The sequence below is a fragment of the Metabacillus litoralis genome, assembly GCF_020524045.1.
GTDB lineage: Bacteria > Bacillota > Bacilli > Bacillales > Bacillaceae > Metabacillus > Metabacillus litoralis_C.
The window spans coordinates 1-25,746 of the sequence record NZ_JAIVKL010000014.1; the positions used below are offsets into that span (position 1 = coordinate 1).

A 25,746-nucleotide genomic window follows, 5' to 3' on the forward strand; every position below is an offset into this window, starting at 1 on the left:
ATAAGGACTAAGAATAAATTCTCCTTGTTTATCAAGCATGTATACCACACCACCTATAATTAATACATTAATTATATAACAAGAAAAAGGTATTCAATGAGAAATTCATCGAATACCTTCACAAAATTATAATTGGAGACTTTTTCAGTGGCCTCAATAGAGGAAAGGCTGAGACCCCGCAGGCGCTTGCGTCGAGGAGGCTTAGCTTCCTCCCCGTGGAAAGCGAGTGTCTGCAGCGCAATGGAACGAACTTGTTTCTTTTAGCTTAACTGAATTTAAATTTATTCGTCTTTTTGTAGGTAATCTTTAATTAAGCCAGCTTCTTCTTCTTTTTCTTTTAACTATAATTTCGGCTTAGTTCACAAAAGATACTAAAAAAATCTTTTATCACTTTATAACCTATTTCCATCCATCCCAACCTCAATATCCCTTGGACCATGATAAATACGAAACTCCTCCCTCCTTTTTTCTAACGTTTCCCCTTCCATTTCGTCTAATAAAATTCCTGGTTGAAAAAACGGCAAATAATCAAACTCGTCTTCATTTAGGAAAAACAAATGGTAGCTACTCCATAGATAATCATCAGGCCTCATCACGATATTTGCTTCAACAGGATTTAGATGGATATAACGTGCAACCTCCAGCATTCCTTCTCTAGCAAGAATAACGCTATCATAAAACCTTTTCTCAAACACATGTCCTGTAAGGTTATAACGAGTATTATAATAATTTGCATACTGCTTATTGATGAGTGCCATAATTTTTGAGATGGAGTGTTCCTGAGATTTTAATTGAAGATGATAATGATTTGTCATCATACAAAATGAAGCAATTTCAAAGGGGAATCGTTCATAAATTCTTCTGAGAATAAATATGAAGGCTTGAATATCTCTTTCATCCATAAAAAGCGGATCGCGACGGTTTCCACGACAAACGATGTGATAAAAATAAAGAGGTGATAATATACGAGGTTTTCTTCCCATACTATCTTTTACTACAACAATGAACAAAGGTTTTTTTCGTAACATGACTCATAGATGGGAAATAGCTGTTGTCTCTGGGGATGAATAGATTTCCTATCTGTCCTACAATCAAACCCAACCGAAAAATATCCTCTTTTAAAACATACCTAATCTTAACCACCTTACCCTTCCAATATATGTTTTTTCGTTTCAAGGATATTTCATAATGATCGTTTCGTCAAGGTGCTATCATTCGACAAAAACCGGGTAGTGACAGGCACCGCATTTCCAAGTACTATCTAAATAGATAAGTAGATAATAATCGAGCAATTCTTTCGACAAATTCCGGGTGGTGACAGGCACCGCCCGAAAAAAAAAGGCGGTGAAGTAAATTGAATTCCATTTTATATATTGAAGATGATCACGAGATTGGTCAGTGGGTTCAGCGTGAGTTGGTTTCGAGCGGTTATGATGTGACTTGGTTAACGTCTGGTATTGATTTGCCTAGTGATTATAGTAAATTTTCTATTGTAATTCTAGATGTGATGCTTCCTGGATTGGATGGTTTTTCGATTGGAAAGAGGATCAAGAAAAACAGTGAGGATATTCCGATCATTATGTTATCAGCACGATCTTCGATAGAAGATAAACTTGAGGGTTTAGAGTTTGCCGATGATTACCTAACAAAGCCCTTTCATCCACAGGAGCTTACGAAAAGAATCGAAGTGCTATTACGTAGATTTAATAAAGAAACAACACCGAAAAAGCAAATCAAACATCTTGAAATTGATTTAACCAATACTGTGATTACGAATACAAAAACTGGAGATGAAATCATCTTAACAGGTAAGCAACACCATATTTTCACGTTTTTTTTGCGACACCTTAATCAAATTTTAACAAAAGAACAATTATATGAAGGTGTATGGAAAGAGCCCTATATTGAGGGAGACAAAACACTCATGGTCCATATTCGTTTTTTAAGAGAAAAGCTAGAAATCAATTCATCACAGCCAGAGATTATTGAAACCATTCGCGGAATTGGATACAGGGTGAAAGCATGAAATGGATTAAATCATTACAATTTAAATACTTAATGATTATCTTTCTAGCCATGGCGATTCTCCCAATCACCGTCCCATTTATCTCGTTACTCGTCTATATTCCTGCGCTTGTTGTAGAGGACCCGGCAAAAAATTCCTCTTTTTCAGGATCTCTAGATCTAGAAGATATGTGGCATAAAGAAGCAAAATCATTATCTGAAAAAAACGAAGCTGAAATACGTGATCGGTTACAAAGTATACATAAAAAACATCCTGAAGCAGAGCTATTTTGGGTAGATTCTAACGGAGTAACTCGTGACACTTATTCTGTTGAACAAACACTTCCTGAAACATGGTCTTCTTCGTACACCATTCAGTTTATGAAGTCTGCCTATGATGCAGATCCGTTCACAGTTGTTGCTTTTTTTGAAAATAATCCGAACAACGGATTTATGGTGATTCAAGTTGATCGTATTTTACTCGAACCTCCAATTCAACGATTAGGTGATCATTACACATATATCTACATGTTTGTCATTTTACTGATTTTGCTTTTATTCATTTTTCTTTCTTGGTTATTTTTCAAAAGTATTCACAAAAGACTACTTCGGCTGTCAAACGCCATGCAGAATAAAGGAGCTAACGGAATTCCACAAACGGTTATTGTGTCAAAAATGGATGAAATTAGCCAACTCGAAGAAAGCTTTAATAGTATGATCAAAGAGCTTGAACAAAGTAACCAGCGTGAACAAGAGCAAGAACAATTACGGAAAAATCTCATTGCAAATCTTTCACATGATCTACGAACACCACTGACAACCATCCGAGCACAGCTAGAAAATGTGAAAAATGAAGTAAAAACAACAAAAGGAACAGAAGCTCTTTCTTCAATAGATCAAAAAATCGATTATCTGGGTAGTCTTATTGATAATTTGTTATCATACACCCTTTTATCAGCGAAAAAGTATCCTTTTCATCCAGAAAAAACGGAGCTAAATCGATTTATTAGGAAAATCATTGCTCAATGGTATCCCGCTCTTGAGGAGAAAAAATTTGATGTGCAGCTTAACACACATTTCGAGCCAATTTTCTGGACGATTGATCAACAGTGGTTCGAGCGTATTTTAGATAACTTGCTACAAAATGTCATCCGCCATGCAGCTGAAGGAAAATTTATTGAGATTACACTTAGTAGTGATGAAAACCACGATCAGCTTGTATTAACAGACAAAGGTAAAGGCTTTAATGAAAAAAGTGAGAAACAAGGAGCCCGCATTGGTTTAACAATTGTAGATATGATGATAAAGGAAATGGATTTAACATGGACAATTAATACGGGTGAGCTAGGCACAACCATTACAATTTTGCATGAAAAAACACGTAAAGCACCTCCATCATAAGGTGCTTTTTTAGCCTATTTATAAACGCTCGGTTTCTTCGTTACTCACCTTTTCGAGGAGATATGCTTAACTTCCCCCCCAATATGGCTTCGCGCTCTAAATTCAATCGTTTTAATTCATTCGAACGATCTTAAAATAAAATTGTATGTCAGCACCCACATCACAGGGTGCTTTTTCTTATTTTCAGGTTGAATTTATTTTTTAAACAAAATTTAAACAAAACAAATACCAGGTTTTAAAACTAGCCGTTTATGCTGTAAATGAGGTGATCATAGTGAATGAAATTATAAAAACAACAAATCTGACGAAAAAATTCAAAGGAAAAGCAGTGGTTGATTCGGTCAATTTATCGATTAACAAAGGTGAAATTTATGGATTTCTTGGACCAAATGGTGCGGGAAAAACAACAACGATTCGGATGTTACTCGGGTTGATGAAGGCAACAAGTGGAAGGATTGAATTATTTGGTGAAGATGCTAAATCTAATCAAATCCAAGCGCTTAAAAAGATTGGATCTTTAGTAGAATCTCCTTCCTATTATGGCCATTTAACAGCTAGAGAAAATTTAGAAGCACTTCGCAAAATTCTACAGGTGCCGAATAGTAGAATTGATGAAGTTTTATCGATCGTTCGATTAACAAAAGATGCCAACCGAGCTGTCAAAGGATTTTCACTTGGTATGAAGCAGCGTCTCGGAATTGCTTCTGCTTTATTAGGAAATCCTGAGCTCCTTATTTTAGATGAACCAACAAATGGGCTCGACCCTTCAGGTATTCATGAAATTCGCGACTTAATCAAAAAAATGCCAACAGAATTCGGAATTACCATTTTGATTTCTAGCCATCTACTAAGTGAAATCGATCAAATGGCTTCACAAGTAGGTATCATTTCACAAGGGAAAATGATTTTTCAGGATTCAATTGAAAACCTTCGTAGTAAGGCACAAGCTGAAATCACTGTTAAAGTTCAAGACATAAAAAAGGCGAAGGCATTGCTTTTATCAAAAGGAATGTTATCAGAAATCAAGGAAGATCGTTTACTTTCTCAAGATATGTCTGATGAAAAAATTGCAGCAATGATAAACTTACTCGTGACTAATGGTCATTCGATCTACCGTGTAGAGGAGAAACGTAAATCATTGGAAGATATTTTCCTCGATCTCACAAGCGAGGGAGGACAAAAGCATGTTAACAGTCTTTCAAGCTGATTTATTAAAAATTAAACGTAAATGGTTTTGGTTTCTCGTTTTTTTAGGACCATTTGGTGTGATCGCCATGCAAATGGTGAACTATGGTGTTCGTTATGATTATTTAGTAGAAAACAGCACCAATGTTTGGCAGGATTTAATTGCAAACGTCAATATGTTTGTCTGTCCAGCCCTTTTGCTTGGAATGACCATTTTGGCATCACAAATTGCAACAATTGAACACCAACAAAGCTCATGGAAGCAGCTATTAAGCTTACCTATTAAACGCCGAGTTGTTTTTTCTTCGAAATTTTTTGTGACATTAATGATGCTGTTTCTTTCATCATTGCTATTATTTATCGGAACAATTTTGTTAGGACTTGGCCTAGGATTTGATTCTGGTATGCCTTTAGCTGATATTCTAAAAAATAGTTTTTATCCGCTATTGGCAGGACTACCTATTTTAGCACTTCAAGTATGGTTATCTGTTTCGTTAGAAAATCAAGCGATTTCATTAACCGTTGGAATCTTCGGGGCTGTTTTCTCAGTGTTTGCATATTATGCACCTGATTGGGTGATCTGGAAGTGGCCTTTATTATATGGAAGTCACGAGCCAATATGGTATGTAACAGCTGGGACTATTGTTGGAATCATTATCTTATTCGTAGGAATGATCGATTTTGAAAAAAGGGATGTGAAATAAATGTTTAACCATTTACTACAATCAGAAGTATTAAAAATGCGAAAAACCTATGTATGGCTTTTGCTTTTTGTCAGTCCATTTCTTGCAACTGTTGCTGCTTTAGCTGCTAACCCACCTATTGAAGAATCAGCCAACGAATGGTCACTATTGTTACTCATCATGACACCCATGCATACGATATTATTTCTCCCTTTAATAATCGGCGTTTTTACAGGCTTTATCTGTCGGTATGAACATAAAAATGGAGGATGGAAACAGCTTTTAAGTCTTCCTGTTAAACGAACTCATGTATATATGTCAAAGTTCATCCTCGTGATGACACTTATCGCTCTAAATCAACTTGTTTTCATGGGAGGTTGGCTTCTAGTCGGACTTGTAAAAGGTTTTACAGATCCATTACCAATGCAGGTTATAGCTAAAAGTATAGTTGGCGGCTGGATCTCTACACTACCATTAGCTGCTATCATGCTCTTAGTATCAATGGCTTGGTCTAGCTTTGCAGCACCACTAGCTTTTAACGTCATCTTCACCTTACCAAATATCTTAGTCGCAAATTCGGAAACCTATGCACCCTACTATCCATGGGTCCAACCATTCCTAACAATGATCCCAAAAGAAGAAGGCCCCTGGGGAGGATTCTTCGTCTCATTCGAATCCATCCTCTACGCCATCACCCTCGGCTTTATCATCTTCTTTATCAGTGGATTGATGTATATTCGGAGGAAAGCGGTATAATTCGGTGCCTTAGAACGGTGCCTGTTGTAATTCGGTGCCTGTCACCACCCGGAATTTGTCGATTCATTTCTTTCCTACTATGAATTTTCACATTTGGATTCGACATAACTCGGGGCGTGACAGTCACCGATAAAAAAACAGTCATCCACAAAAGGGATGACTGTTTTCATACAATTCATTTAGTTTATCTTCTGAACTGGGTAAAAGTTTTACTGTATCAGAAACCTGACTTATTTCGACATAAGTCGGGTAGTGACAGACACCGTATTCACACACACCACTTACTCCCCAGCTACAAACGTTCTTTTCCCTAATTCACTATCAAGCATAAAGAATGCATTGCTATCTTTATCAATGCGCTTTAATTTTTGAATTAGTGTGTCAAAGCTAGCTTCTTCTTCAACTTGTTCTTCGATAAACCAGTTTAAGAATGTCATTGTTGCATGCTCACGCTCATCCAATGCCATGTCTGCTAAGTCATAAATACGACGAGTTACTTCTTTCTCATGTAATAGTCCCTTCTCAAACACATCTAAAACTGACTCAAAGTCATTATTTGGTGTTGGAAAGCCCTCTAAAGTCGCACGCTCTCCCATATCATTAATAAAATTATAAAATTTCATTGCGTGAAAACGTTCCTCTTCTGCTTGAACAAGAAAGAAATTAGCAAATCCATCTAAACTCTCTGCTGAACAATATGCAGCCATCCCTAAATAGGCATGTGCAGAATAAAACTCATAGTTCATCTGTTTCACTAAACCGTTAACAAGTTTTTCACTAATCATCATACATCCCTCCTACTTAAAACTATACCACAATCTCGTAATTTCAATCGACAAAATTCGGGTGGTGACAGGCACGCAATCCTTTGTGAAACATTGCGTGTAACAAGATTTTTCGGGTCGTGACAGGCACCCCTTAAGGCACCCCTTAATGAAAAAACCTTTCCCCATCAAACTCACTGACTACCACGTATGCGTCTATGTCTTCTGCGATGAATTGGTGTTTGTGCAGTTGCTTGATGTTTTCATTACGTAGATCGTATGTACTTACAAGGCGGCCTGCAATGTCTAGCTTTCTTTCAAGAGTCATTTTCGTTAACTCTACTTTCACTTTTTCATGATTACTAAATGTAATGATTGCACCATTTTTCATAGACATAATATCTACCACATGCTTATATGCTATCCACACACAAGCTTGTTTCTTAAAAGCACTTAAAGGTATCATACATATATTATGTGACTCACTGATTAAAATTGGGATCATTCTTTTTTTCTTTAAGATCGTTAATGCTGAATCAACTCTACCTATTAAACTACTTCCATAAAAGTGACAACTATCTTGGATAATCATCTTAGGACTTTTATAAACCTCGATAATCCGGTACTTTTCATAAACTAAACTGTGTAGCACACCGTTTTCCGTATAAAACGGTAGAACGGCCATTGTGTATTCATGAATAATATATTGATCCTCCTGCACCAAGTTCATCTTTTTCTGCTCCATCTGCTCCACTCCTTTTAGATCTTTCTATTTATTGTGGAGTTCGATATAATACCCTAAGAGTAGGTAAATTACCGAACTCAAAGCTGTTCTTAAGCACTTCCCTAGTCAAATTAGAGTGCTTAAGAATTTTCACCTATCTTCATCACATCCCCACCAATCATCATGTCATTTTCCCTAGTCAAACTTTACAAAATAAGGATATATGATCATTTTTATTATAGTTCAAAATATTCATTAACGGTTGTTATCTCTATGTAAATTTTTGTTAAATTTAATAATATTTTGTAATAGAATGTAATGTTAAATTGACAAAAAATGTGCTAAAATTGAGACCGATGTTACTATATGTAGAAAAATCTTTCTCTTATCCTATTAAAAGGTAGAAGAATTGGTATAATAAAAAGTCCTAAAATAATTTCAACTCAAAATGAAACAAAACAAAATAACACTACGTCAAACGTAATAATAATAGAAAAGAAGGTGAACTTTTCATGTGTGGATTTATTGGTTGTATGCATGAGAAAGGAACGAATCAACAATCATTTAAAAACTTATTTGAAGACATGAATAATATCATTGAACACAGAGGACCAGATGACTCTGGTTATTTTTATGACAATAACATTAGCTTTGGGTTTAGACGATTAAGTATTATAGATCTTGAAAGTGGTCATCAACCCCTTTCTTACGAAAATTCTCGTTACTGGATTATTTTTAACGGGGAAGTTTATAATCATGTTGAACTCAGAAATGAATTGGAGCAGGAAGGCTTTCATTTCGAGACACATTCAGATACTGAAGTAATAATTGCTATGTACAGCAAATATAAAGAAAAAACTCCTGAAAAACTAAGAGGCATGTTTGCGTTCCTTATTTGGGACAAACAAGATGAAGTATTATTTGGAGCTAGAGATCACTTCGGCATAAAGCCTTTTTTCTACAAAAAAGAAAACGATCGAACTTATTTTGCATCAGAAAAGAAAAGCATCCTTTTAGCAATGAAAAATGACATAATTAATAGTGAAGCGCTGCAGCATTACTTAACTTATCAATATGTACCAGAGCCAGCAACAATGTCAGATGGCATTAATAAGCTATTGCCTGGTCATTATTTCACAAAGAAAACAGATGGTGAGATGGAAATCCATAAATATTGGAATGCTTCTTTTTCACCAGTTCCGTCAACAGAAGATAAGCTAGCAAAAGAAATTCGCGATGTGATGTTTGATTCAGTTAATGTTCACATGAGAAGTGATGTACCGGTGGGCTCTTTTCTATCAGGTGGAATCGATTCATCATTGATTGCGTCAATCGCTCAAAAGTACAATCCTGCAATTAAAACCTTTTCTGTGGGCTTTGAACAAAATGGCTTTAGTGAAATCGATGTGGCGAAAGAAACAGCCGATAAGTTAAATATTGAAAACATAAGCTATCTTATTTCACCAGAGGAATACATGAAAGAACTACCAAAGATTGTTTGGCATCTTGATGATCCTTTAGCTGATCCTGCAGCTGTTCCGTTGTATTTCGTTGCACGAGAAGCAAGAAAGCATGTCAAAGTTGTGCTTTCTGGAGAAGGAGCAGACGAATTGTTTGGTGGGTATAATATATACCGTGAGCCTCAAGATTTAGCTATTTTCAACAAAGTTCCAAAAAACATGAAAATGCTACTTAAAAGACTTTCAGATATAGTCCCAGAAGGTGTTACTGGGAAAAGTTTCATAGAACGTGGATGTACTCCGATGGAAAGTCGCTATATTGGAAACGCAAAAATGTTTGATGAAAAAGAAAAAGAAAAACTATATAAGTGGTATAATCCTGATTTACATTATCTTGACATTACAAAACCTTTTTATGATCAAACAAAAACATACGACCCAGTCGATCGTATGCAATATATTGATATTCACACTTGGTTACGAGGAGATATTCTCTTAAAAGCAGATAAAATGACAATGGCTCATTCCCTTGAACTTCGTGTACCATTTTTGGATAAAGAAGTATTTAAGGTTGCTTCAAAAGTTGGAACAGAATTTAAAACAAGCAATAACACGACAAAATACATTCTTCGAAAAGCGGCAGAAGGCGTTGTTCCTGAACATGTATTAACTCGTAAAAAGCTAGGCTTCCCTGTACCAATTCGTCATTGGTTAAAAAACGAAATGCATGATTGGGTTATAAATATTATTAACGAAAGTCAAACAGATCATCTTATCAATAAAAAAGTCATTCTCAACTTGTTAGAAGATCACTGTAAAGGAAAAGCGGATAACAGCCGCAAAATCTGGACTGTCCTTGTGTTCATGATCTGGCATCAAGTATTTATTGAAAATAAATATAAATTTCAAGAAGTGGCGCAACACGAGCTCGTTTAATGCGAAAATGACACTTGAAATTGTTTAATCAAAACAGCCTCTTTATTATTAAAGGGGCTGTTTTTTTATTTAGTTACCCATTCGACAAAAACCGGGTGGTGACAGTCACCGCCCAAAAAAAAATGTTTCCAAAAAAAGTGAAACTTTCTTTTCTTCGCTTCGTAGTATTATTATGGAGTAAAAAAGGACAAAAGGCTGAGGTGGATTCATGAGTTTTTTTGATAAGTTATTTGGTAAGAAACCTTCTTCGCCACAACCGGTTGAGGAACGGAATATGTTTAATTTGCAAATGGATGATATCATCACTTATGATTTAGAGGACTACAAGGTAGTTGGAAAAATTAGTTATGATGATCATGGCTTTAAATGGCATGCTTATCAACTAGAGGGAATCAACAAAACGATTTGGTTAAGTGTTGAAATGGATGATGAGCTTTATCTTGGGATGTATGAGAAGATTAAACTAAAGCTACAGCAACCATTCCCGAAAAAAGTGGAGTATGAAGGTACTCAATTTTATCTTGATGAATCAGGAACAGCAAAGGTTACTGGAATTGGGAGAAGTCAGAACATATCTGGTATGAACTGCCAATATTATGACTATTGTGATGATGACGAAGAAAAATTTCTGTCTATTGAAAAATGGGGCAGCGAAATTGAAGTAAGTGTTGGCTATGAAATAGAACAATTTGAATTAAAAATAATCGCAAGTAAATAGGAGGAATAACACATTATGTTTAAACTATTCAAACGAGTAAAAACGGTTGTCGATTCAGAATTAAATTCTTTATTAGATAAAGCAGAAGATCCTGTAAAAATGCTTGAACAGTTTATGAGAGATATGGAAAATGATATTCGTGACGCTGAATCAGCTGTTGCAAAGCAAATTGCCAATGAAAAAATGCTACAAAAGAAATATGAAGATGCACAAAAAATGGTTGAAAAGCGTGATGAGCAAGCAATCAAAGCGATTGAAGCTGGAAATGATGATCTTGCTCGTCGTGCTCTTGAAGATAAAAAAATCCATAGCCAAACAGCTGATACATTAAAAGAATCGTATGAACGAGCAAAGCTAGATTCTGATTCCGTTCGAAAGAAATTAGATGAAATGAAAGCTGAATACTATGAAATGAAGTTAAAGAAAGACTCTCTAAAAGCTCGTGCAGAATCTGCTAAAACAAGAACTAAAATGAATCGTACACTTTCTGGAATTGGCAGTGATGATTCAAAACGTGGATTTGATCGCATGGAGGAAAAAGTTTTACAATTCGAAGCTGAAGCTGAAACAAGCGAGGATATGCGCTCATCAAATAGAAGTCTTGATGATGAATTTAAATCACTTGAAACAAATGAAGTAGATGATGAATTAGCTGCTTTAAAGAAAAAGCTAGGAAAAGAATAATTCTACAAAGTCTCCTATTTTAACTGAAGTCCTAGCAAAACCCGTTGCTGGGACTTTCAAGTGACGTTTGAAAATAGGATTTCTATTTTGCATGAATTTGATGTCTGTTGTTACATAGAATGTGGTGAAAGAAGGTGAGTACATGAGAAAACCACTTCTTTTTGTTATGCTGTCTTTTATCCTGATTTTGTCAGCTTGTGGAAGTGGTGTCCAAGGTTCGACTGGTGGGACACTTTTTAAAGATGGAATTGCCGAATACATTGAGACAACGTATCTTTTACACGATGTTGTTTCAAGTCAAGAAAATTCCGGAGATATTTCCGAAATCTATATAGCAGAAAATCAATCAATTGATAACGTCGCAAATGATTTGCAAGCCTATGAAAAGCCTAAAGAAATTAGTGAGAAAAAAGATAATAAACAAGTGCTAGTGTATGATAATTTATTTGTCATTTTAACAAACGATGAAGATCATCCTGAAAATACAATGGTTGAAGTCGCAGACTATGAATTTGTTCGCAATCATTATAATCCTAGTTTTTTTGATGGTTTATTGGTTCTTTGGGTATTAGATGAAATTTTAGATGTGGATGACTGGGGCAAAAAACAACGTCAAAAATGTTCTGCTAACAACGATAATTGCTACGGAGGTTATGGTTCATCGGGTGGTTTATTTAAAACACCAGGATCGTCTTCAACCGTTCGAGGGGGAACATCAACTGTCCGTGGTGGCGGACCAGGTACAGGTAAATAAATACGAAGGGATGAATAAAATGGAGCCATTTATTTTAACAGCCGTTTACTTTGCTATCGCTATTGTTATCGTTTTAATCGGCTTAGCTATATTTGAATCACTGACAAAAAAATATAAAGACTGGGATGAGGTTTTAAAAGGAAACCATGCTGTTACCCTTTCAATAGGTGGAAAAATTATCGGAATTTGTATTATCTTATCATTTTCAATTTACCATAGTGCTAGTGTAGTAGACACATTAATTTGGGGAGCATTTGGTGTACTTTTACAAATGATTGCTTACCTTTTATTCGAACTTTTCACAAGAAAATTTTCTGTCGAAGAGCAACTTCATAAAGGAAACATCTCAGTAGGAATCATCAGCATGTGTGTGTCAATCGGCTTAGCCTTTGTTATTGGAGCTTCGATTACGTAAAAAATTGTTACCCTACAAGCTATAGATACATAGAAATTTCTATTGAATTTGGCTTTTATTTAAGCAGGGTGTTGATTTTTAATTTTGATTGAAGAAATCCTTTTTAAAGAAGATTCGCAGGCACGCCTTTTATAAGAAAGCCCTCGGTTTGCTTATTGATTTTCAAAGGCATACAACAACCTTTTATTAAGCCAAGTCACACACACGCATAATACAAAGCAAGGAGATCATTTTGTGATTGATCAAAATAGTAAACAAAGCAATGCCATTTACTGGGCATCAGGAATTGTTTCTGTATGCGGAATTATCTTTGAAGTCTTATTTGGTGCGGTTGGTTCTTATTTACTTGGTGATGGTGTGAAGCAATACACCCTCACCATTTCTCTTTTTCTTACAGGAATGGGAATTGGCGCAACAATCAGTGAAAAAGTAACAAAAAACTTAATTCTTTCATTTGTTTGGATTGAATATTTAATTGGCATCATTGCTGGTTTCTCAACATTTTTACTATTTGGTGTGACTGCCTACCTTTCTTCTGGAATGGATGCCTTTTTCCTCTATTCTGTCACATTGATTGTTGGTGCCCTCACTGGTGTGGAGCTACCTATTTTAATAAGAAAAGCGAATGATATTGGCGTTACACTAAAGAAAAGTACAGCTAGAGTCCTTTTTTCTGATTATGCTGGAGGACTGATCGGTGGTCTTTTATTTGTTTATTTACTACGACCAGAATTCGGGCTTGTGAAAACCGCCTTTTTAGTCGCGATCATCAATGTGGCTATAGCTTTATGGATTCTTGTTTATTTCAGACGTGAATTTAAACGCTTTAAGCTACATTTTTCTGCTGGAATTTTTATTCTACTGCTACTACTTTCTGGTGTTCTTTTTGGTGAAGAAACAGCTTTTACTTTCGAACAAAAGCTTTATCGTGATCCAATTATTTATACAGATCAAACAGATTATCAGCAAATTATCCTCACGAAGGAGCAAGGAGATCTGCGCTTATTCCTTGATGGTCAGCTTCAATTTAGCTCAAGTGATGAATATCGCTACCATGAAACACTTGTACACCCTACAATGGCTTCAGCTCAATCACATCAAAAGGTGTTGATTCTTGGTGGTGGAGATGGACTAGCATTAAGAGAACTGCAAAAATATGAAGACATAAAAAAAATGACCTTAGTAGATTTAGATCCAGCGGTTATTGATTTGGCGAAAACGAATCGTGAACTCACTACATTAAATGAACAAGCCTTTGAAGATGAACGAGTCGAAGTACGAAATGAAGATGCCTTTTTATTTTTACAAAAACAGCAAACAACCTTTTATGATGTCATTTTAGTTGATTTACCCGATCCTAATAATGAATCATTGAATAAACTATATACGTTAGAGTTTTATCAACTGCTACGTAATCATTTGGCACCTGGTGGGTCGATTATGATTCAAGCCACAAGCCCGACATTTGCAACAGAAGTCTATTGGTCCATCGATCAAACAGTAAAAGCTGCACAGCTTCAAACGGAAAATCTTCATGTTGATATCCCAAGCTTTGGTGATTGGGGATTTATTTTAGCAAAAAGAGAAGATGTTAATCTAAATCAAATCGACATCTCTGTAGAAACGAAGTTTTTAACAAATGAGCTGATCGACGGCTTAACTTCCTTCGGTAAAGACATCGATTCTGAGATCATCGATGAAAATGGTGAGAAAGTTGAGCTTGAAACAAACACATTGATGCGTCCAACGATCATTGAGAAATATGAAAAGGCTTGGAGAAGTTATTAAAGGCTCTTTTCTGAAAGATTGTTGCTAATTGACCTAATTATGCAGTGGAAACATTGTTGATATGGCAAAATAGGTACTATCCTATGAAGAAAAGATGCCACTATGCTTTATATAGTGCTGCCAACTTGGAGTTGTTAAAGCAACAAAGTTTACGAAAACAGCCTTATTAAAAAATCACCCTTTCTAAATGAGAGGGTGATTTTTTTATGAAATTTAAGTTTTCTACTTCTGCACAAAGAAGAAACATGTCATAATCTAGTCATTCGACAAAACCCGGGGCGTGACAGGCACCAAATCAATGTTGATCAGGTAAATCCTCATAAAATGGAGCTGAAACCTCTACTGGAGCATGCTGTAAAAATGACACAGTTGAAACAATAAGTACAATTGCAAACAAACCATTAAGTAATGTTTTCTTCATGTAATTCCCTCCCAATTGCTAAACTGTACTTCTATTATATAAAAATAACAATTTCTCTGAATTCAGCTTTAGCACTGGTTTAACCGAAATTCCAAAAGTAAACAACCTGTCTTTTCGCATTCACAGCAATTTATATAACTATTGGAATATTTTCGACATACTGCACCCTAAGAAATATGCTTTCGTATTAGCTTATCATGTAGACTTTCGACAAAAGAAATCATTTCATCTTTACCTTGCAGCTTAAAAACGGTTAAGCATTTTCTAATATTTAACGATCCATTTTCTTCATCACCCATGCGATAATAATTTGAGCCACATTGAAAATATAGCTCACCTAATAAATACATCGTCTCCATTTTCATTGCATGTTTAATACCTTTTTGACAAAAATGCAATGATTTTTGATATTCACCTATATCTGTATATGCCTTACCAATTCCGTAATAGATCCGAAGTTTAATCGAATCGTCTTTCAACACATCAATTGATGTCATACTTTTTAATAGTTTTGTATAAAGCTCTAAACTTTGAGAATATTTCCCCTGTTCCTTGTACAAAATCGCTAAGCTATTGGCTATTTCAATTTCCCGCTCCTTCATCAACGATCGTTCATTTTTATAGGTCATGAACAGCGCTTCTGTTACTTTCTCAACACTACTATGAATATTTCCACTTAAATAAAAATCACATATTCCCTCATGCCATCGTAAAAACTGCTTATGTTCAACAGACTGAAACAAAGGATTGCTTTTTTCCTGCTTCACTATATGTGACACCGATTCATAATCACGCTCTCTGATAAAAAATCTCATCATCTTATACACATCTCGAACATAATCAAGTCGCGGTGTTTCTGCTATTTCAAAAAAGTAATTCATATCAACGCCAAGCTTTCTAGATAACTTATATAGTATCAATGAAGAAGGAATTTCATTCGAATTTTCAATTTTGCTTATCTGGGCTTGTGTACATATTCCTTCTGCTAATTGCTGCTGACTTAAATCCATAGACTTTCTCAAGCTCTTGATTACGTGTCCTATTTTAATCGTTTCATACATGATCAAGCTCCCCTTTTTTAGTAGAATTCAAGTCAACTTCTTTTAAAAAACATAACACGAACTTAACTAGGTATTCTATAGTCCTAACTCTCTAGGTCATAAGACCAGCAAATTATGCGTAAAATTATATAACTTTCTAAACTAGCAAGTTAACTGATCTTTATACCTCTCTACTCGATTAAAAACAACAAACAGCTTACTATATCAGCTTTGTATAAAAACTATTATCTTACTATACTTGCTGTAACACGTGGTTAATAGAATTAGCTAGTTCTAAAATCTAGTAAAAAGGGGATTGAAACATGTCAAAAAAACTAGTAACAATTGTACTCGGTACGTCATTAGCACTTAGCACCATCTTACCTGCCTCAACTTCCTTTGCCTTAACACCCTCTGAGAAACTCATGGAAAGCATGCAACTAGATCAAAAGCTACTAGAAAAAGATAAACAAGTTCCTAAGTTTTTATCTGGCAAACTATCAAAAAACAAAGTAAAAACGGAAAAAGAAGTGAAAGCATTTTTAAAAGCTAATAAAGAATTATTTAAAATTGATAGCACAAAAGAACTTCAACTAATAGATAAACAAACAGATGAATTAGGGATGACACATTATACCTTTTCACAGGTGATAAAGAATGTACCTATAGAAGGAGCAGTTTTCACCGTTCATACGAATAAAAATAATGAAGTCATCACAACAGCTGGTCAGTTATATCCAGAAGCAGCAGCTAAACTAAAAAGTACAAAACAAGTCATTACAGAGCAAAAAGCTATTGATCTTGCATGGAACTTGATTAATCTTTCAGAAAAAGAAACAAATATACACAATGAAGCTGCAAAGGATTTTTCTCCAAAAGCAAACTCAGCATCCGACCATAACCAGGTCAAAAATGACTTAGTAATTCACCAAAAAGATGGCGATTTTACGTTAGCCTATAAAGTGCAATTACAATTCATTGAACCCTACGGAGCAAACTGGCAAATCTTCGTTGATGCCAAAGATGGTTCAATTGTTGATTCCTACAATGCAGTGAATGATGCCTCAACAACCGGATCAGGATACGGTGTTAAAGGTGATCGTAAAACATTAAATACTTATTCATCAGGTGGTACGTATTATTTATATGATGTAACAAAGCCGATGAATGGAGTGATTGAAACCTTTACAGCACAAAATCGTTCAACCTACCCTGGCTCACGTTCAGTTGATAGCAATAATGCGTGGACATCATCATCTCAAGGAGCAGAAGTTGACGCCCATTATTATGCTGGACAAGTTTATGATTATTATAAAAACACTCATAATCGCAACAGCTTTGATAATAATGGTGCAACAATAAGATCAACTGTACACTATGGAAGCAACTATAATAATGCTTTCTGGAATGGTTCGCAAATGGTGTATGGAGATGGTGATGGAAGTGTGTTTGCTCCATTATCAGGTGCTCTTGATATTGTGGCCCACGAGCTAACACATGCTGTAACCGAGCGTTCAGCAGGCCTAGAATACAGAAATCAATCTGGTGCACTAAATGAATCCTTTTCAGATGTTTTCGGATATTTCCTTGATCCGCAAGATTATTTAATGGGTGAAGATGTGTATACACCTAACAAATCTGGTGATGCGCTGCGCAGTCTTTCAAACCCAAGCTTATTCGGACAACCTGAGCATATGAACCAATATAACAACACAACCTCTGATAACGGAGGCGTTCACATTAACAGCGGTATCCCAAACAAAGCAGCTTACTATACAATTAGCAGCATCGGAAAAGCACAAGCTGAAAAAATCTACTATCGTGCATTGACTGTTTATTTAACTCCAACAAGTAATTTTAGCTATGCACGAGCAGCCCTTCTCCAATCTGCTGCAGATTTATACGGCAGTGGAAGTAGCGCCTACAAAGCAGTGAGTTCCGCATGGGATAATGTTGGGGTAAATTAAAAATAGTGAGAGAGCACTCTTTAGGGGTGCTTTTTTTGTGACTAATATATAATATTGAGGAATTTTTTCTATTTTAATATAATGAATTCCAAAGTAAAATCCTTTTGAAAAATAGCTTAAGTAAAAACAAACTAATCATCCTTAACCCAGAAAAAGAAAAACAAGTCATGAATACATAAAATGAATGATATGGTAAAAGAGGAGATAAATTATGTAAGGAGTGAAACATCATCCAAAACATTCGTCTAAAAGCTGCTTTAAATCGTGAGCAAATTCAAGATCGATTATCATACAACCCTGAAATAATCGAACTACACTTAGTTGAAAAAGACCTCTATCAGCCACATCGCATTTCATCATATATCCAATTAATCAAATCAAGAGGAACTCGTGTTTATCTTCATCACCCAATGAAATACAAGAGCAAATACTTAGATATTATCAGTGGAGATCCTAACATGCGAAAATTTTATGATTGGTCATGCGAGGTGCTAGCAGACATTTGCAAAAAAGAGGAAATTAAATGTGTCATTCACTGTCATTATATGCAATCAGAAAGCAGTTCCATCAAGGAGAAAAATAAAAGACTTGAAACAAAACAAAGAATAAAAGAAATTTTAACGATTTGTTCTAAAACATTTCTTTGGGAAGATACAACACAAGGAATATTCTCAGCAAAAAACCCTTACCTATTATCAGAAATTGTCCAGCCTCTACATTTATCACTCAATATCGATATTAGTCATTCATTTATCGCACTAAATGGCGATAATCTCGCTTTAAAAAATCATTTGGAGCAATATCATAGTTATGCCGACTATTTTCACCTTGTTGATTCTTATGGAGTCGAGCATGATTCCTTACCACTTGGTAAGGGGAAGATTGATTGGAGCATGGTGAAGCCATTTATCGGAGACGCTGATTTTATCTTTGAAATTGACTTACAGGCATCAAATTACTTAGATTGTGAATTGATGATAAATAGCGCGAGATATTATAATGAGATTTAAAGTAGCTAGTAATCATAATTAGAAAAAGGAGAAGTGCTATTTGCTAGCACTTCTCCTTTTATCAATACTCTTTTCTGAAGTTTTACGTAAACAGTTCTTATCAAAATTTATTCGACAAAATCCGGGTCGTGTCAGGCACCAATTTTCCAGGCACCAATTTTCCTACTTCTTCTTACTCCATAAACACCAAAGCCAACAAATAATAAGAATGCACCTAAAATCAGTGTATTATAAGCATTTGTAGCCGTGTTTGGTAAATTATTTCCACTCTTAGGAGTAGGAGTTGGAAGATTATTTGTATTTGTATCTGAGTCTTTGTCTGTATCTGTGCGTGTCTCATCTTTATTCGTTTCAGCTTCTACCTCAAACACTCCATATGTGCTAAAGTGCTTTGTTTTAGCCGTTATCTTGCCATCTTTATATGTTCCACCGATTAATTCCCACGTTTTCTTTACTTCGTTATAATAGAAAACCTTCACATTGTCAGGATTTTTCACCTTTTTCGAATCCACATGAAAAACTAACATCATATTTTCTTCAAATTGGTGATACTCTTTACCATCAGCAAAAATAGTAAAGTCGTAAACTGCTAATGATCCTTTTGCTTTCATCGGTGTGATCAAGACCTCAACTTTTTGACCATCTGGTAGATTTCTCACTGGAATCACTAATTGTACATCTACTTTTGAGACTGTTACTGAAATATTTTGCGCTTTTAGCATGTTCACTTGCTCTTTAGTAAGCTGAACCTTAGCCATTCCTTTTGTATTCACTTCAATAGTAAGTGAACCATCTTTTTCAATACTTTCTATCACATCAGTCGAAATACTAAATGTGTTTCCTTTTTTAACTGCTTTTGTTGTTTTTGTTTTGTCTTTTTCATCTGCTGGGTCTTCTCCATTACCTGGATCTTCTCCGTTGCCTGGATCTTCCCCATTACCTGGATCTTCACCGTTACCTGGATCTTCTCCATTGCCCGGATCTTCTCCATTGCCTGGATCTTCTCCATTACCTGGGTCTTCTCCGTTGCCTGGATCTTCTCCGTTACCTGGGTCTTCTCCATTGCCTGGATCTTCTCCATTGCCTGGATCTTCTCCATTGCCTGGATCTTCTCCACCATCAGTCACTTCACTAATACGACCTTCTGCGTTATATGAAATTGGACTTTCCAAGCTACTGATATAATCAATTGTTGCTTGTAGGTCATCTGGACCTTGAACAGGATTTTCCCCAAATTCATTTAAACGATATTGATCACTACTGTGTGGATACATATAATTGTTTACAGTTACAGTAAAGGTTTCATTGTGATCAATTTTTGTTCCATCCAAGTGGAAGAGATCAACAACTTGTCCAAACTCTCCTAGAGAGCTGTTCCAAGTGTATTTAAATCCACCAACACTAACATCAGGACCATATTTACTAAACTGTGCATTTAGAATTTCCTTAAGCTCTGCACCTGTAATTTCTACCTTCACTAATGTATTACCAAATGGTTGCACATTGAATAACTCACTCCATGTGATTTCCCCGGCATCTACTCCTGCACGGATTCCTCCACCATTCATTAGAGCAAAATCACTATCCATTGCTTGAATCATACCATCTGCAATTAGGTTTCCTAGCGCATTGTCACCAATTTCGCCTTTCTTTGCATAACCACCATTTATTTCTGTTGCAGCCACACCAATGACTTCATTTAATTTTGGTCCAACAGCATCAAGATATTTCGTTAAAATGCTATTTACCTCAGGATCTGGTGTTACACCATCTTGCACAACATCGACAATTTGAGCTGATTTTTCAACAATGTCTCCTGTTAAAGGATCAATTTTAAAATCAACATCACCAAATGCTTTACCATAATCCCATGCTTGAATAATTAGTTTGTTATCAACTTCTGCATTCAGTTTCACATGATTATGTGCAGCAAAAATCATATCTACCGCATCATTTGCTTTAGTAGCGATATCCGCAATTTCTCCAGTAATTGTATCTCCTTCTTGATTACCAGGAACATGTGCTAATACAACAATTGCTTCAATTCCTTGTTTTTGTAGCTCTGGAACATACTTATTGATTGCTTCAGATTCATCAGTGAAGCGCACATTTTCATTCCCTTTTGCAATGATCATATTCGGAGTTTCAGTTGTTGCAATACCAATAAATCCAACCTTTGTTCCAGCAATTTCTTTAATTGTATACGGATCTAGAACAAGTTTACCTGAGTCCTTGTATTCAACATTTGCTGCAACCATTGGAAAATTAATTCCATCATAGTTCTCCGTGCCATTAGGATGTTCTCCGCCTTGAATTAAGCGAAGCATTTCTGCCACACCTTCATCAAATTCGTGGTTTCCAACTGTCCCTACATCAAAACCAATTGATTCCATCATCTCCACTGTTGGTTCGTCTTGTAGCAAGCTAGAAACAGGAGAGCTTCCTCCAACCATATCACCTGGGTGAACGATTAGTGTGTTATCTGGATTTTCTGCTTCATGCTGACGAAGATACGTAGCTAAATAATCCATACGACCAATTTTTGTATCTTTCACGCCATTTATTTCAGCTTTAGATGTGACGTCAATTTTACCGTGTAAATCATTTACACTTAAAATTTGTGCATCGATTAGTTCTGCTTTTTTTTCAGCATCTTCTTGGAAAATACGTCCTACATTATATGAAATATGACCTTCAAAATCCTTAACAAAATCAACTGTTGCTTCTAAGTCTTCTGATCCAACAATAGGATTTTTCCCTAATTCACCAATTGGACGATACTTCGCTCCAGTTGCTGTTGCCATAAAATTATTTACAGTAATTGTGTACGTTTCTTCTTCATTAATTACTGTACCATCTGGCATTGTAATTTCAGTTACTTCTAATGGAGACTTTGTCCATTTGTATTTAAAGCCTGAAATACTATAATCTGGACCATAAGAAGCTGAAAGCTGTGCCTTCATGATCTTATATAAATCTGCACCTTTAATTTCAAGCTTTGTTAATACATTGTTGAATGGCTGAATATTGAATAATTCATTCCATGTGATTGGACCTGCGTTCAATCCGTCACGAATTCCGCCACCATTCATTAGTGCAAAATCTGAATCCATTGAATGTCGCATACCATCAGCAATTAAGTTTCCAAGCTCATTATCACCAATTGCACCAAATGCAGAGTATCCACCACTCATTTCAGTTGCTGCTTGTCCAACCACTTCATTTAAAATATCTGATACTCGATTTTCATATTTTGCTAGAATACCAGCTACAACTGGATCTGGCTCAATTTTACTTTGATCAACATAAACCACTTCAGCTGTTTCTTTCACAATATCTCCTGTAGTACGATCAATTTCTACATCAATATCTGCAAAAGCTTTTCCATATTCCCAAGCTTGTACGATTAATTTTGAATCAACATAACCATTGACGATTTTGTGATTATCACCAGCTAAAATAATATCAACTTCATCATCAACACCATTTGCTAAAGTTGCCGCTTCACCCGTAATTGTGTCACCATCTTGTGTTGCTGTTAAGTGACCAAGAACAACGATTGATTTTACACCTTGTTCTTTTAGCTCAGCGACCGCTTTATTTACACCTTCTGTATAATCTGTAAAACGAATATCTTTAATTCCGTCTGGGATAACCTTTCCAGCAGTTGTAGGAGTAATCGCTCCAACAAATCCAACCTTCACTCCATCTACCTCTTTAATAAAATATGAATCTAGTAAAGGCTCACCTGTTTCTTTGTATTCACAGTTTGCACATAGTAGAGGGAAGTTTTGACCATCATAATTTTCTGTACCATTAGGATGATTTCCACCTTCTAAAATACGCTTTAATTCTGTTACACCTTCATCAAATTCATGATTACCAACAACACCTACATCAAAACCGATCTCTTCCATAATTTCTACTGTAGGCTCATCTTGTAAAAGGGCTGATACTGGTGAGCTTCCACCAATAATATCTCCTGCATGAACTTTTAATGTGTTCGGGTTATCGCTTTCACGATCCTTTAAGTACGCTGAAACATAATCCATGCGTCCTAAAGTACCTTCATCTAAGCTGTACGTTTGATCGATTTTGCCATGTAAATCATTAATGCTTAATAATTGCAGCAATAAATGATCCTTTGGCTCTTCAGTAGTAACTGCCGTATACCCATTATCTTCAGCTTCTTTTTCACTACTAAAGAAAACACGTGCTTCAACAGGTACATCTTCAAAGTTCTCTGGAGAAACATATTTCATTGTCTCAGAGTTACCAACATATCTTAATAATCCTTTACCTTGCTCTCTTGCACGGAATTCAAAAGGCAGTTCAGCAAGTGGATTCTCAGGATTCCAAATTCCTTTTTCCTGTTGTTTCGCTTTTTTTACAGCTGCTTGGAACTGTTCATAATCACTTTGATCACCTACAGGCCAAATAAAATAGGTAGAGGCATAGCCTTCTTCGACCATTTTAAGGTTTGTGTTAACACCAGTATCTTTAACAATAATTTGTGCAAGCAATCGACCGTAAGTATCTGTAGCTTCCTCGCCTACCTTCACAATGACTTCATCACCAGCTTTAAGAAGCTGATTTAAATATTCCTTTGCTTTTTCACCATGATATTTCTGACTTTCATCTTCTGCATTTTTCGGAGCATGGTACGTTTCTGGTGTATCAATATTAACGTATCGAACCTTTGTTGTACCTAATACAGGTGTTGAAAGATGAATCGTATCTCCATCAACAACACTCGCAACTGTTGAAGTATATTCACCCGCAACACTAGGAGCTTCAGGCTGCTCTTTAAGTAGTTCGATGTCAGTTGCACGACGTGGTAATACTTGATATGAATCATATTGGCTAACAATTGCAGTAAAGCTGTACCATTTACCTTCTTTTACTGCTTCAATTGCATTTGTACCTTCCATAGTACGTACTGTGGTACTATTAAATTCTTTATCTAAAATACTTACATTATAGCCGCCACCAGCTGGGCTAGTTGGCACACTTTTCACATAACCTTCAACATTAACAAGCTGACCTTCTAATGCCTCAGCTTTTTCATTATTATTTAAGTCTAATAAACTAGTTTTCTTTGGTTGAGGTAATTCGTTTCCTTCAGAAAGAACTTCAATACCATCCGCTGCCGGAACAATTTCAGTAAGTCCTTTATAAGCCTCGATTTTACCTGTTATCTTAATGAGTTGACCTTCTTTTAAAGTCGGAAAACCTGATCCATCATAAGCATAAACATTGATTCCTGCTGTTTCATCTTGAATATATGTAGATAGTTTTCCACCGCCAATGCTAGAGTTATCAGCTGTGACAATTCCTTCTATTGTGACAGTTTGCCCCACTTTTGAGCGAGCATCGGCAATTGTTCCTTCTGCAGGTTGTGGCTCTTGATCGCCATCTGTAGGAGGTGTTGAATTCACAAAAGAGATTGCAGAAACATATTCGATGGATTCTTGATTAGAATACACATCACGTTTCCCAGTTACTTTAATTTTCTTATGCAGCGCTTCAGGGTTATTCACTGGACTAAATTCGTTACGTTGACTTGTTTCTAGTTTAACGACAATAGTTGTGTTCGTTTCTTCAACGCTATCTGCTACCTTCACAGCATATTGTCCATTGGATTCACCGACAATATAGCCTTCCATTGTTACAACCGTACCTTGTGGCTCTGCTAACGCTTCAGCAACCGACAAACTATCAGCTGCTTTCGCTAATGGAGCAAAGCTTGTTAAAAATGACGGTAAAACTAACGATAAAATTAGAACAAAAGCAAAATACTTCCTTATTGCTATTCTCTGCATAACTCTCCTCCTAGATAATGTTTAATAAATTCCATACAAATACAACAATATCTCATGATTGTTAATCAACTATTAAAACTATGTAAACCTTTGTAAAATTTGGTAAATAAATAGCGAATTATTAATTATTCTGAGAGGTAAGGTAGATCAATATTTATATATGTTGATTAATTATAGATTTCAAGATAAGTCTATGAATTAGAAATTCCCATTACTATCTAAGTAGATTCATCAACCATCAAAGGCATAGACAATGAAAAGAACATAAAAAAACAGATAACCGTTGTAATGTTGGTTATCTGTTTATGGTAAAGATTATAAAACTGTCAATATCCGACAAAACCCGGGGCGTGACAGACACCCGTTAAAAAATACCCAAAAACTTCTTACGCTGAATCTCTTGAGGAGGTTGTCGATAAATCGTACTACCTTCAACTACAAGCTCTGCGTTTTCTTGAAACATATAAACGAGATCATTGCCGAATTCTTTGCCAATCACATCATAAGCTTCTCTTAAACGAAATGTTCGTCCAGAAAGGTTATGTGCATCAGATGCTATAAAATGAGCCTGACTTGACTCAATTAATTGTAGTGAAAACTTTTTAATCTTTTTCCCAAAATCTCCTGTGACACTTGAAGCCGTCACCTGTGTTGCTGCACCTTGTTCAACAAATTTAAATAATATATTAGGATTTTCAATAATCTCAGAATTACGCTCAGGATGAACAATAATTGGTGAAAGACCAGCTAATTGAATATCAAATAATAGCTTCTTTGTATATCTTGGCACATGATTTGAAGGTAATTCAATAAATACATATTTTGATTGATTAAGAGTTAATATCTCCCCTTTATCATAATCCTCCAAAAGATCACCATAAATCCGTGGTTCTTGTCCCGGTAGAATTTCAAGTGGAATATTATGTTCACTAATCAGTTGATTCAACTGATTCACTTTATCTTTAATAGTTGCAGCCGTATTTTCATACTTTCCATTTTTATGGTGTGGAGTGGCAATGATTTTTGTAATACCCTCATTTGCCGCATGTTTCACCATATCTAAAGAAGCATTCATATCTTTCGCACCATCATCAATTCCATCAAGAATGTGGCAATGAATATCAATCATATTAAGTAACCCCTACCTTTCTACCAAACATGGTTATTCGCACACAAAACATCAATATTACTATTATTATATATCCCGCACTATA

The 25,746-nt window shown here is 35.7% G+C and carries 20 protein-coding genes; 13 read left to right on the plus strand and 7 right to left on the minus strand.

The genetic code is table 11. The features are described 5' to 3' along the window. Positions 1-392: 392 nt before the first annotated feature. The gene (locus tag LC076_RS17740; RefSeq protein ID WP_226670532.1) at positions 393-983 is read right to left on the minus strand and encodes a transposase; all 591 of its coding nucleotides are present in this window, start codon (positions 981-983) and stop codon (positions 393-395) included. A 371-nt stretch (positions 984-1,354) separates the two neighbouring features. Between LC076_RS17740 and LC076_RS17745 the strand changes: the two genes are divergently transcribed. The 5 genes from LC076_RS17745 (at position 1,355) to LC076_RS17765 (ending at position 6,029) form a co-directional block, all read left to right on the plus strand. Beyond that, entirely contained in the window at positions 1,355-2,026 is a 672-nt protein-coding gene (locus LC076_RS17745) for a response regulator transcription factor (protein ID WP_226670424.1), read from the plus strand. Continuing rightward, positions 2,023-3,405, plus strand: coding sequence for a sensor histidine kinase (locus LC076_RS17750; RefSeq protein WP_226670425.1), 1,383 nt, complete (start codon positions 2,023-2,025; stop codon positions 3,403-3,405). Before LC076_RS17745 ends, LC076_RS17750 begins: the two co-directional genes overlap by 4 nt. A gap of 274 nt (positions 3,406-3,679) precedes the next feature. Further along, positions 3,680-4,612 (plus strand): ABC transporter ATP-binding protein, encoded by a 933-nt coding sequence (locus LC076_RS17755; RefSeq protein ID WP_226670426.1) that lies wholly within the window; start codon positions 3,680-3,682, stop codon positions 4,610-4,612. Next, on the plus strand, positions 4,590-5,294 hold the full coding sequence (locus tag LC076_RS17760; protein ID WP_226670427.1) for an ABC transporter permease: 705 nt from the start codon (positions 4,590-4,592) through the stop codon (positions 5,292-5,294). Before LC076_RS17755 ends, LC076_RS17760 begins: the two co-directional genes overlap by 23 nt. Further along, a complete protein-coding gene (locus LC076_RS17765; RefSeq protein WP_226670428.1) occupies positions 5,295-6,029 on the plus strand; it encodes an ABC transporter permease in 735 nt (244 codons plus the stop codon). A 281-nt stretch (positions 6,030-6,310) separates the two neighbouring features. Here LC076_RS17765 and LC076_RS17770 read toward each other — a convergent pair whose 3' ends face one another. After that, positions 6,311-6,814, minus strand: a complete 504-nt coding sequence (locus tag LC076_RS17770) for a ferritin (protein ID WP_226670429.1) — start codon at positions 6,812-6,814, stop codon at positions 6,311-6,313. A 145-nt stretch (positions 6,815-6,959) separates the two neighbouring features. Next, positions 6,960-7,538: a competence protein ComK gene (locus LC076_RS17775; RefSeq protein WP_226670430.1), complete on the minus strand. Its 579-nt coding sequence runs from the start codon at positions 7,536-7,538 to the stop codon at positions 6,960-6,962. A gap of 491 nt (positions 7,539-8,029) precedes the next feature. Between LC076_RS17775 and asnB the strand changes: the two genes are divergently transcribed. The 6 genes from asnB (at position 8,030) to LC076_RS17805 (ending at position 14,272) form a co-directional block, all read left to right on the plus strand. Further along, on the plus strand, positions 8,030-9,913 hold the full coding sequence (gene asnB / locus LC076_RS17780; RefSeq protein WP_226670431.1) for an asparagine synthase (glutamine-hydrolyzing): 1,884 nt from the start codon (positions 8,030-8,032) through the stop codon (positions 9,911-9,913). A gap of 208 nt (positions 9,914-10,121) precedes the next feature. Next, on the plus strand, positions 10,122-10,631 hold the full coding sequence (locus LC076_RS17785) for a DUF4178 domain-containing protein (protein ID WP_226670432.1): 510 nt from the start codon (positions 10,122-10,124) through the stop codon (positions 10,629-10,631). A gap of 15 nt (positions 10,632-10,646) precedes the next feature. Further along, positions 10,647-11,315, plus strand: coding sequence for a PspA/IM30 family protein (locus tag LC076_RS17790; RefSeq protein WP_226670433.1), 669 nt, complete (start codon positions 10,647-10,649; stop codon positions 11,313-11,315). Positions 11,316-11,457: 142 nt separating this feature from the next. Then, entirely contained in the window at positions 11,458-12,069 is a 612-nt protein-coding gene (locus LC076_RS17795) for a DUF4247 domain-containing protein (RefSeq protein WP_226670434.1), read from the plus strand. 19 nt (positions 12,070-12,088) lie between these two features. Continuing rightward, positions 12,089-12,484, plus strand: a complete 396-nt coding sequence (locus LC076_RS17800; RefSeq protein WP_226670435.1) for a DUF350 domain-containing protein — start codon at positions 12,089-12,091, stop codon at positions 12,482-12,484. Between the two features lie 234 nt (positions 12,485-12,718). Further along, positions 12,719-14,272 (plus strand): polyamine aminopropyltransferase, encoded by a 1,554-nt coding sequence (locus LC076_RS17805; protein WP_226670436.1) that lies wholly within the window; start codon positions 12,719-12,721, stop codon positions 14,270-14,272. Between the two features lie 295 nt (positions 14,273-14,567). On the opposite strand, the gene LC076_RS24215 is transcribed toward LC076_RS17805, so the two are convergent. Together LC076_RS24215 and LC076_RS17810 are read right to left on the minus strand one after the other, a co-directional pair. Then, positions 14,568-14,693: a hypothetical protein gene (locus LC076_RS24215; protein ID WP_264191595.1), complete on the minus strand. Its 126-nt coding sequence runs from the start codon at positions 14,691-14,693 to the stop codon at positions 14,568-14,570. A gap of 167 nt (positions 14,694-14,860) precedes the next feature. Beyond that, positions 14,861-15,754 carry a helix-turn-helix domain-containing protein gene (locus LC076_RS17810; protein ID WP_226670437.1) on the minus strand — a complete coding sequence of 298 codons (894 nt, stop codon included), beginning with the start codon at positions 15,752-15,754 and terminating at the stop codon, positions 14,861-14,863. Between the two features lie 302 nt (positions 15,755-16,056). Between LC076_RS17810 and LC076_RS17815 the strand changes: the two genes are divergently transcribed. Together LC076_RS17815 and LC076_RS17820 are read left to right on the plus strand one after the other, a co-directional pair. Next, complete coding sequence (locus LC076_RS17815; RefSeq protein WP_226670438.1) at positions 16,057-17,700, plus strand: M4 family metallopeptidase; 1,644 nt, start codon at positions 16,057-16,059, stop codon at positions 17,698-17,700. Positions 17,701-18,005: 305 nt separating this feature from the next. Further along, positions 18,006-18,710, plus strand: a complete 705-nt coding sequence (locus LC076_RS17820; protein ID WP_413466005.1) for a TIM barrel protein — start codon at positions 18,006-18,008, stop codon at positions 18,708-18,710. A gap of 131 nt (positions 18,711-18,841) precedes the next feature. Here the strand turns inward: LC076_RS17820 and LC076_RS17825 are convergent, their stop codons facing one another. Further along, positions 18,842-24,532, minus strand: a complete 5,691-nt coding sequence (locus tag LC076_RS17825) for a 5'-nucleotidase C-terminal domain-containing protein (protein WP_226670439.1) — start codon at positions 24,530-24,532, stop codon at positions 18,842-18,844. A gap of 364 nt (positions 24,533-24,896) precedes the next feature. Then, on the minus strand, positions 24,897-25,661 hold the full coding sequence (locus LC076_RS17830) for a tyrosine-protein phosphatase (protein ID WP_226670440.1): 765 nt from the start codon (positions 25,659-25,661) through the stop codon (positions 24,897-24,899). Between the last annotated feature and the right edge of the window lie 85 nt (positions 25,662-25,746).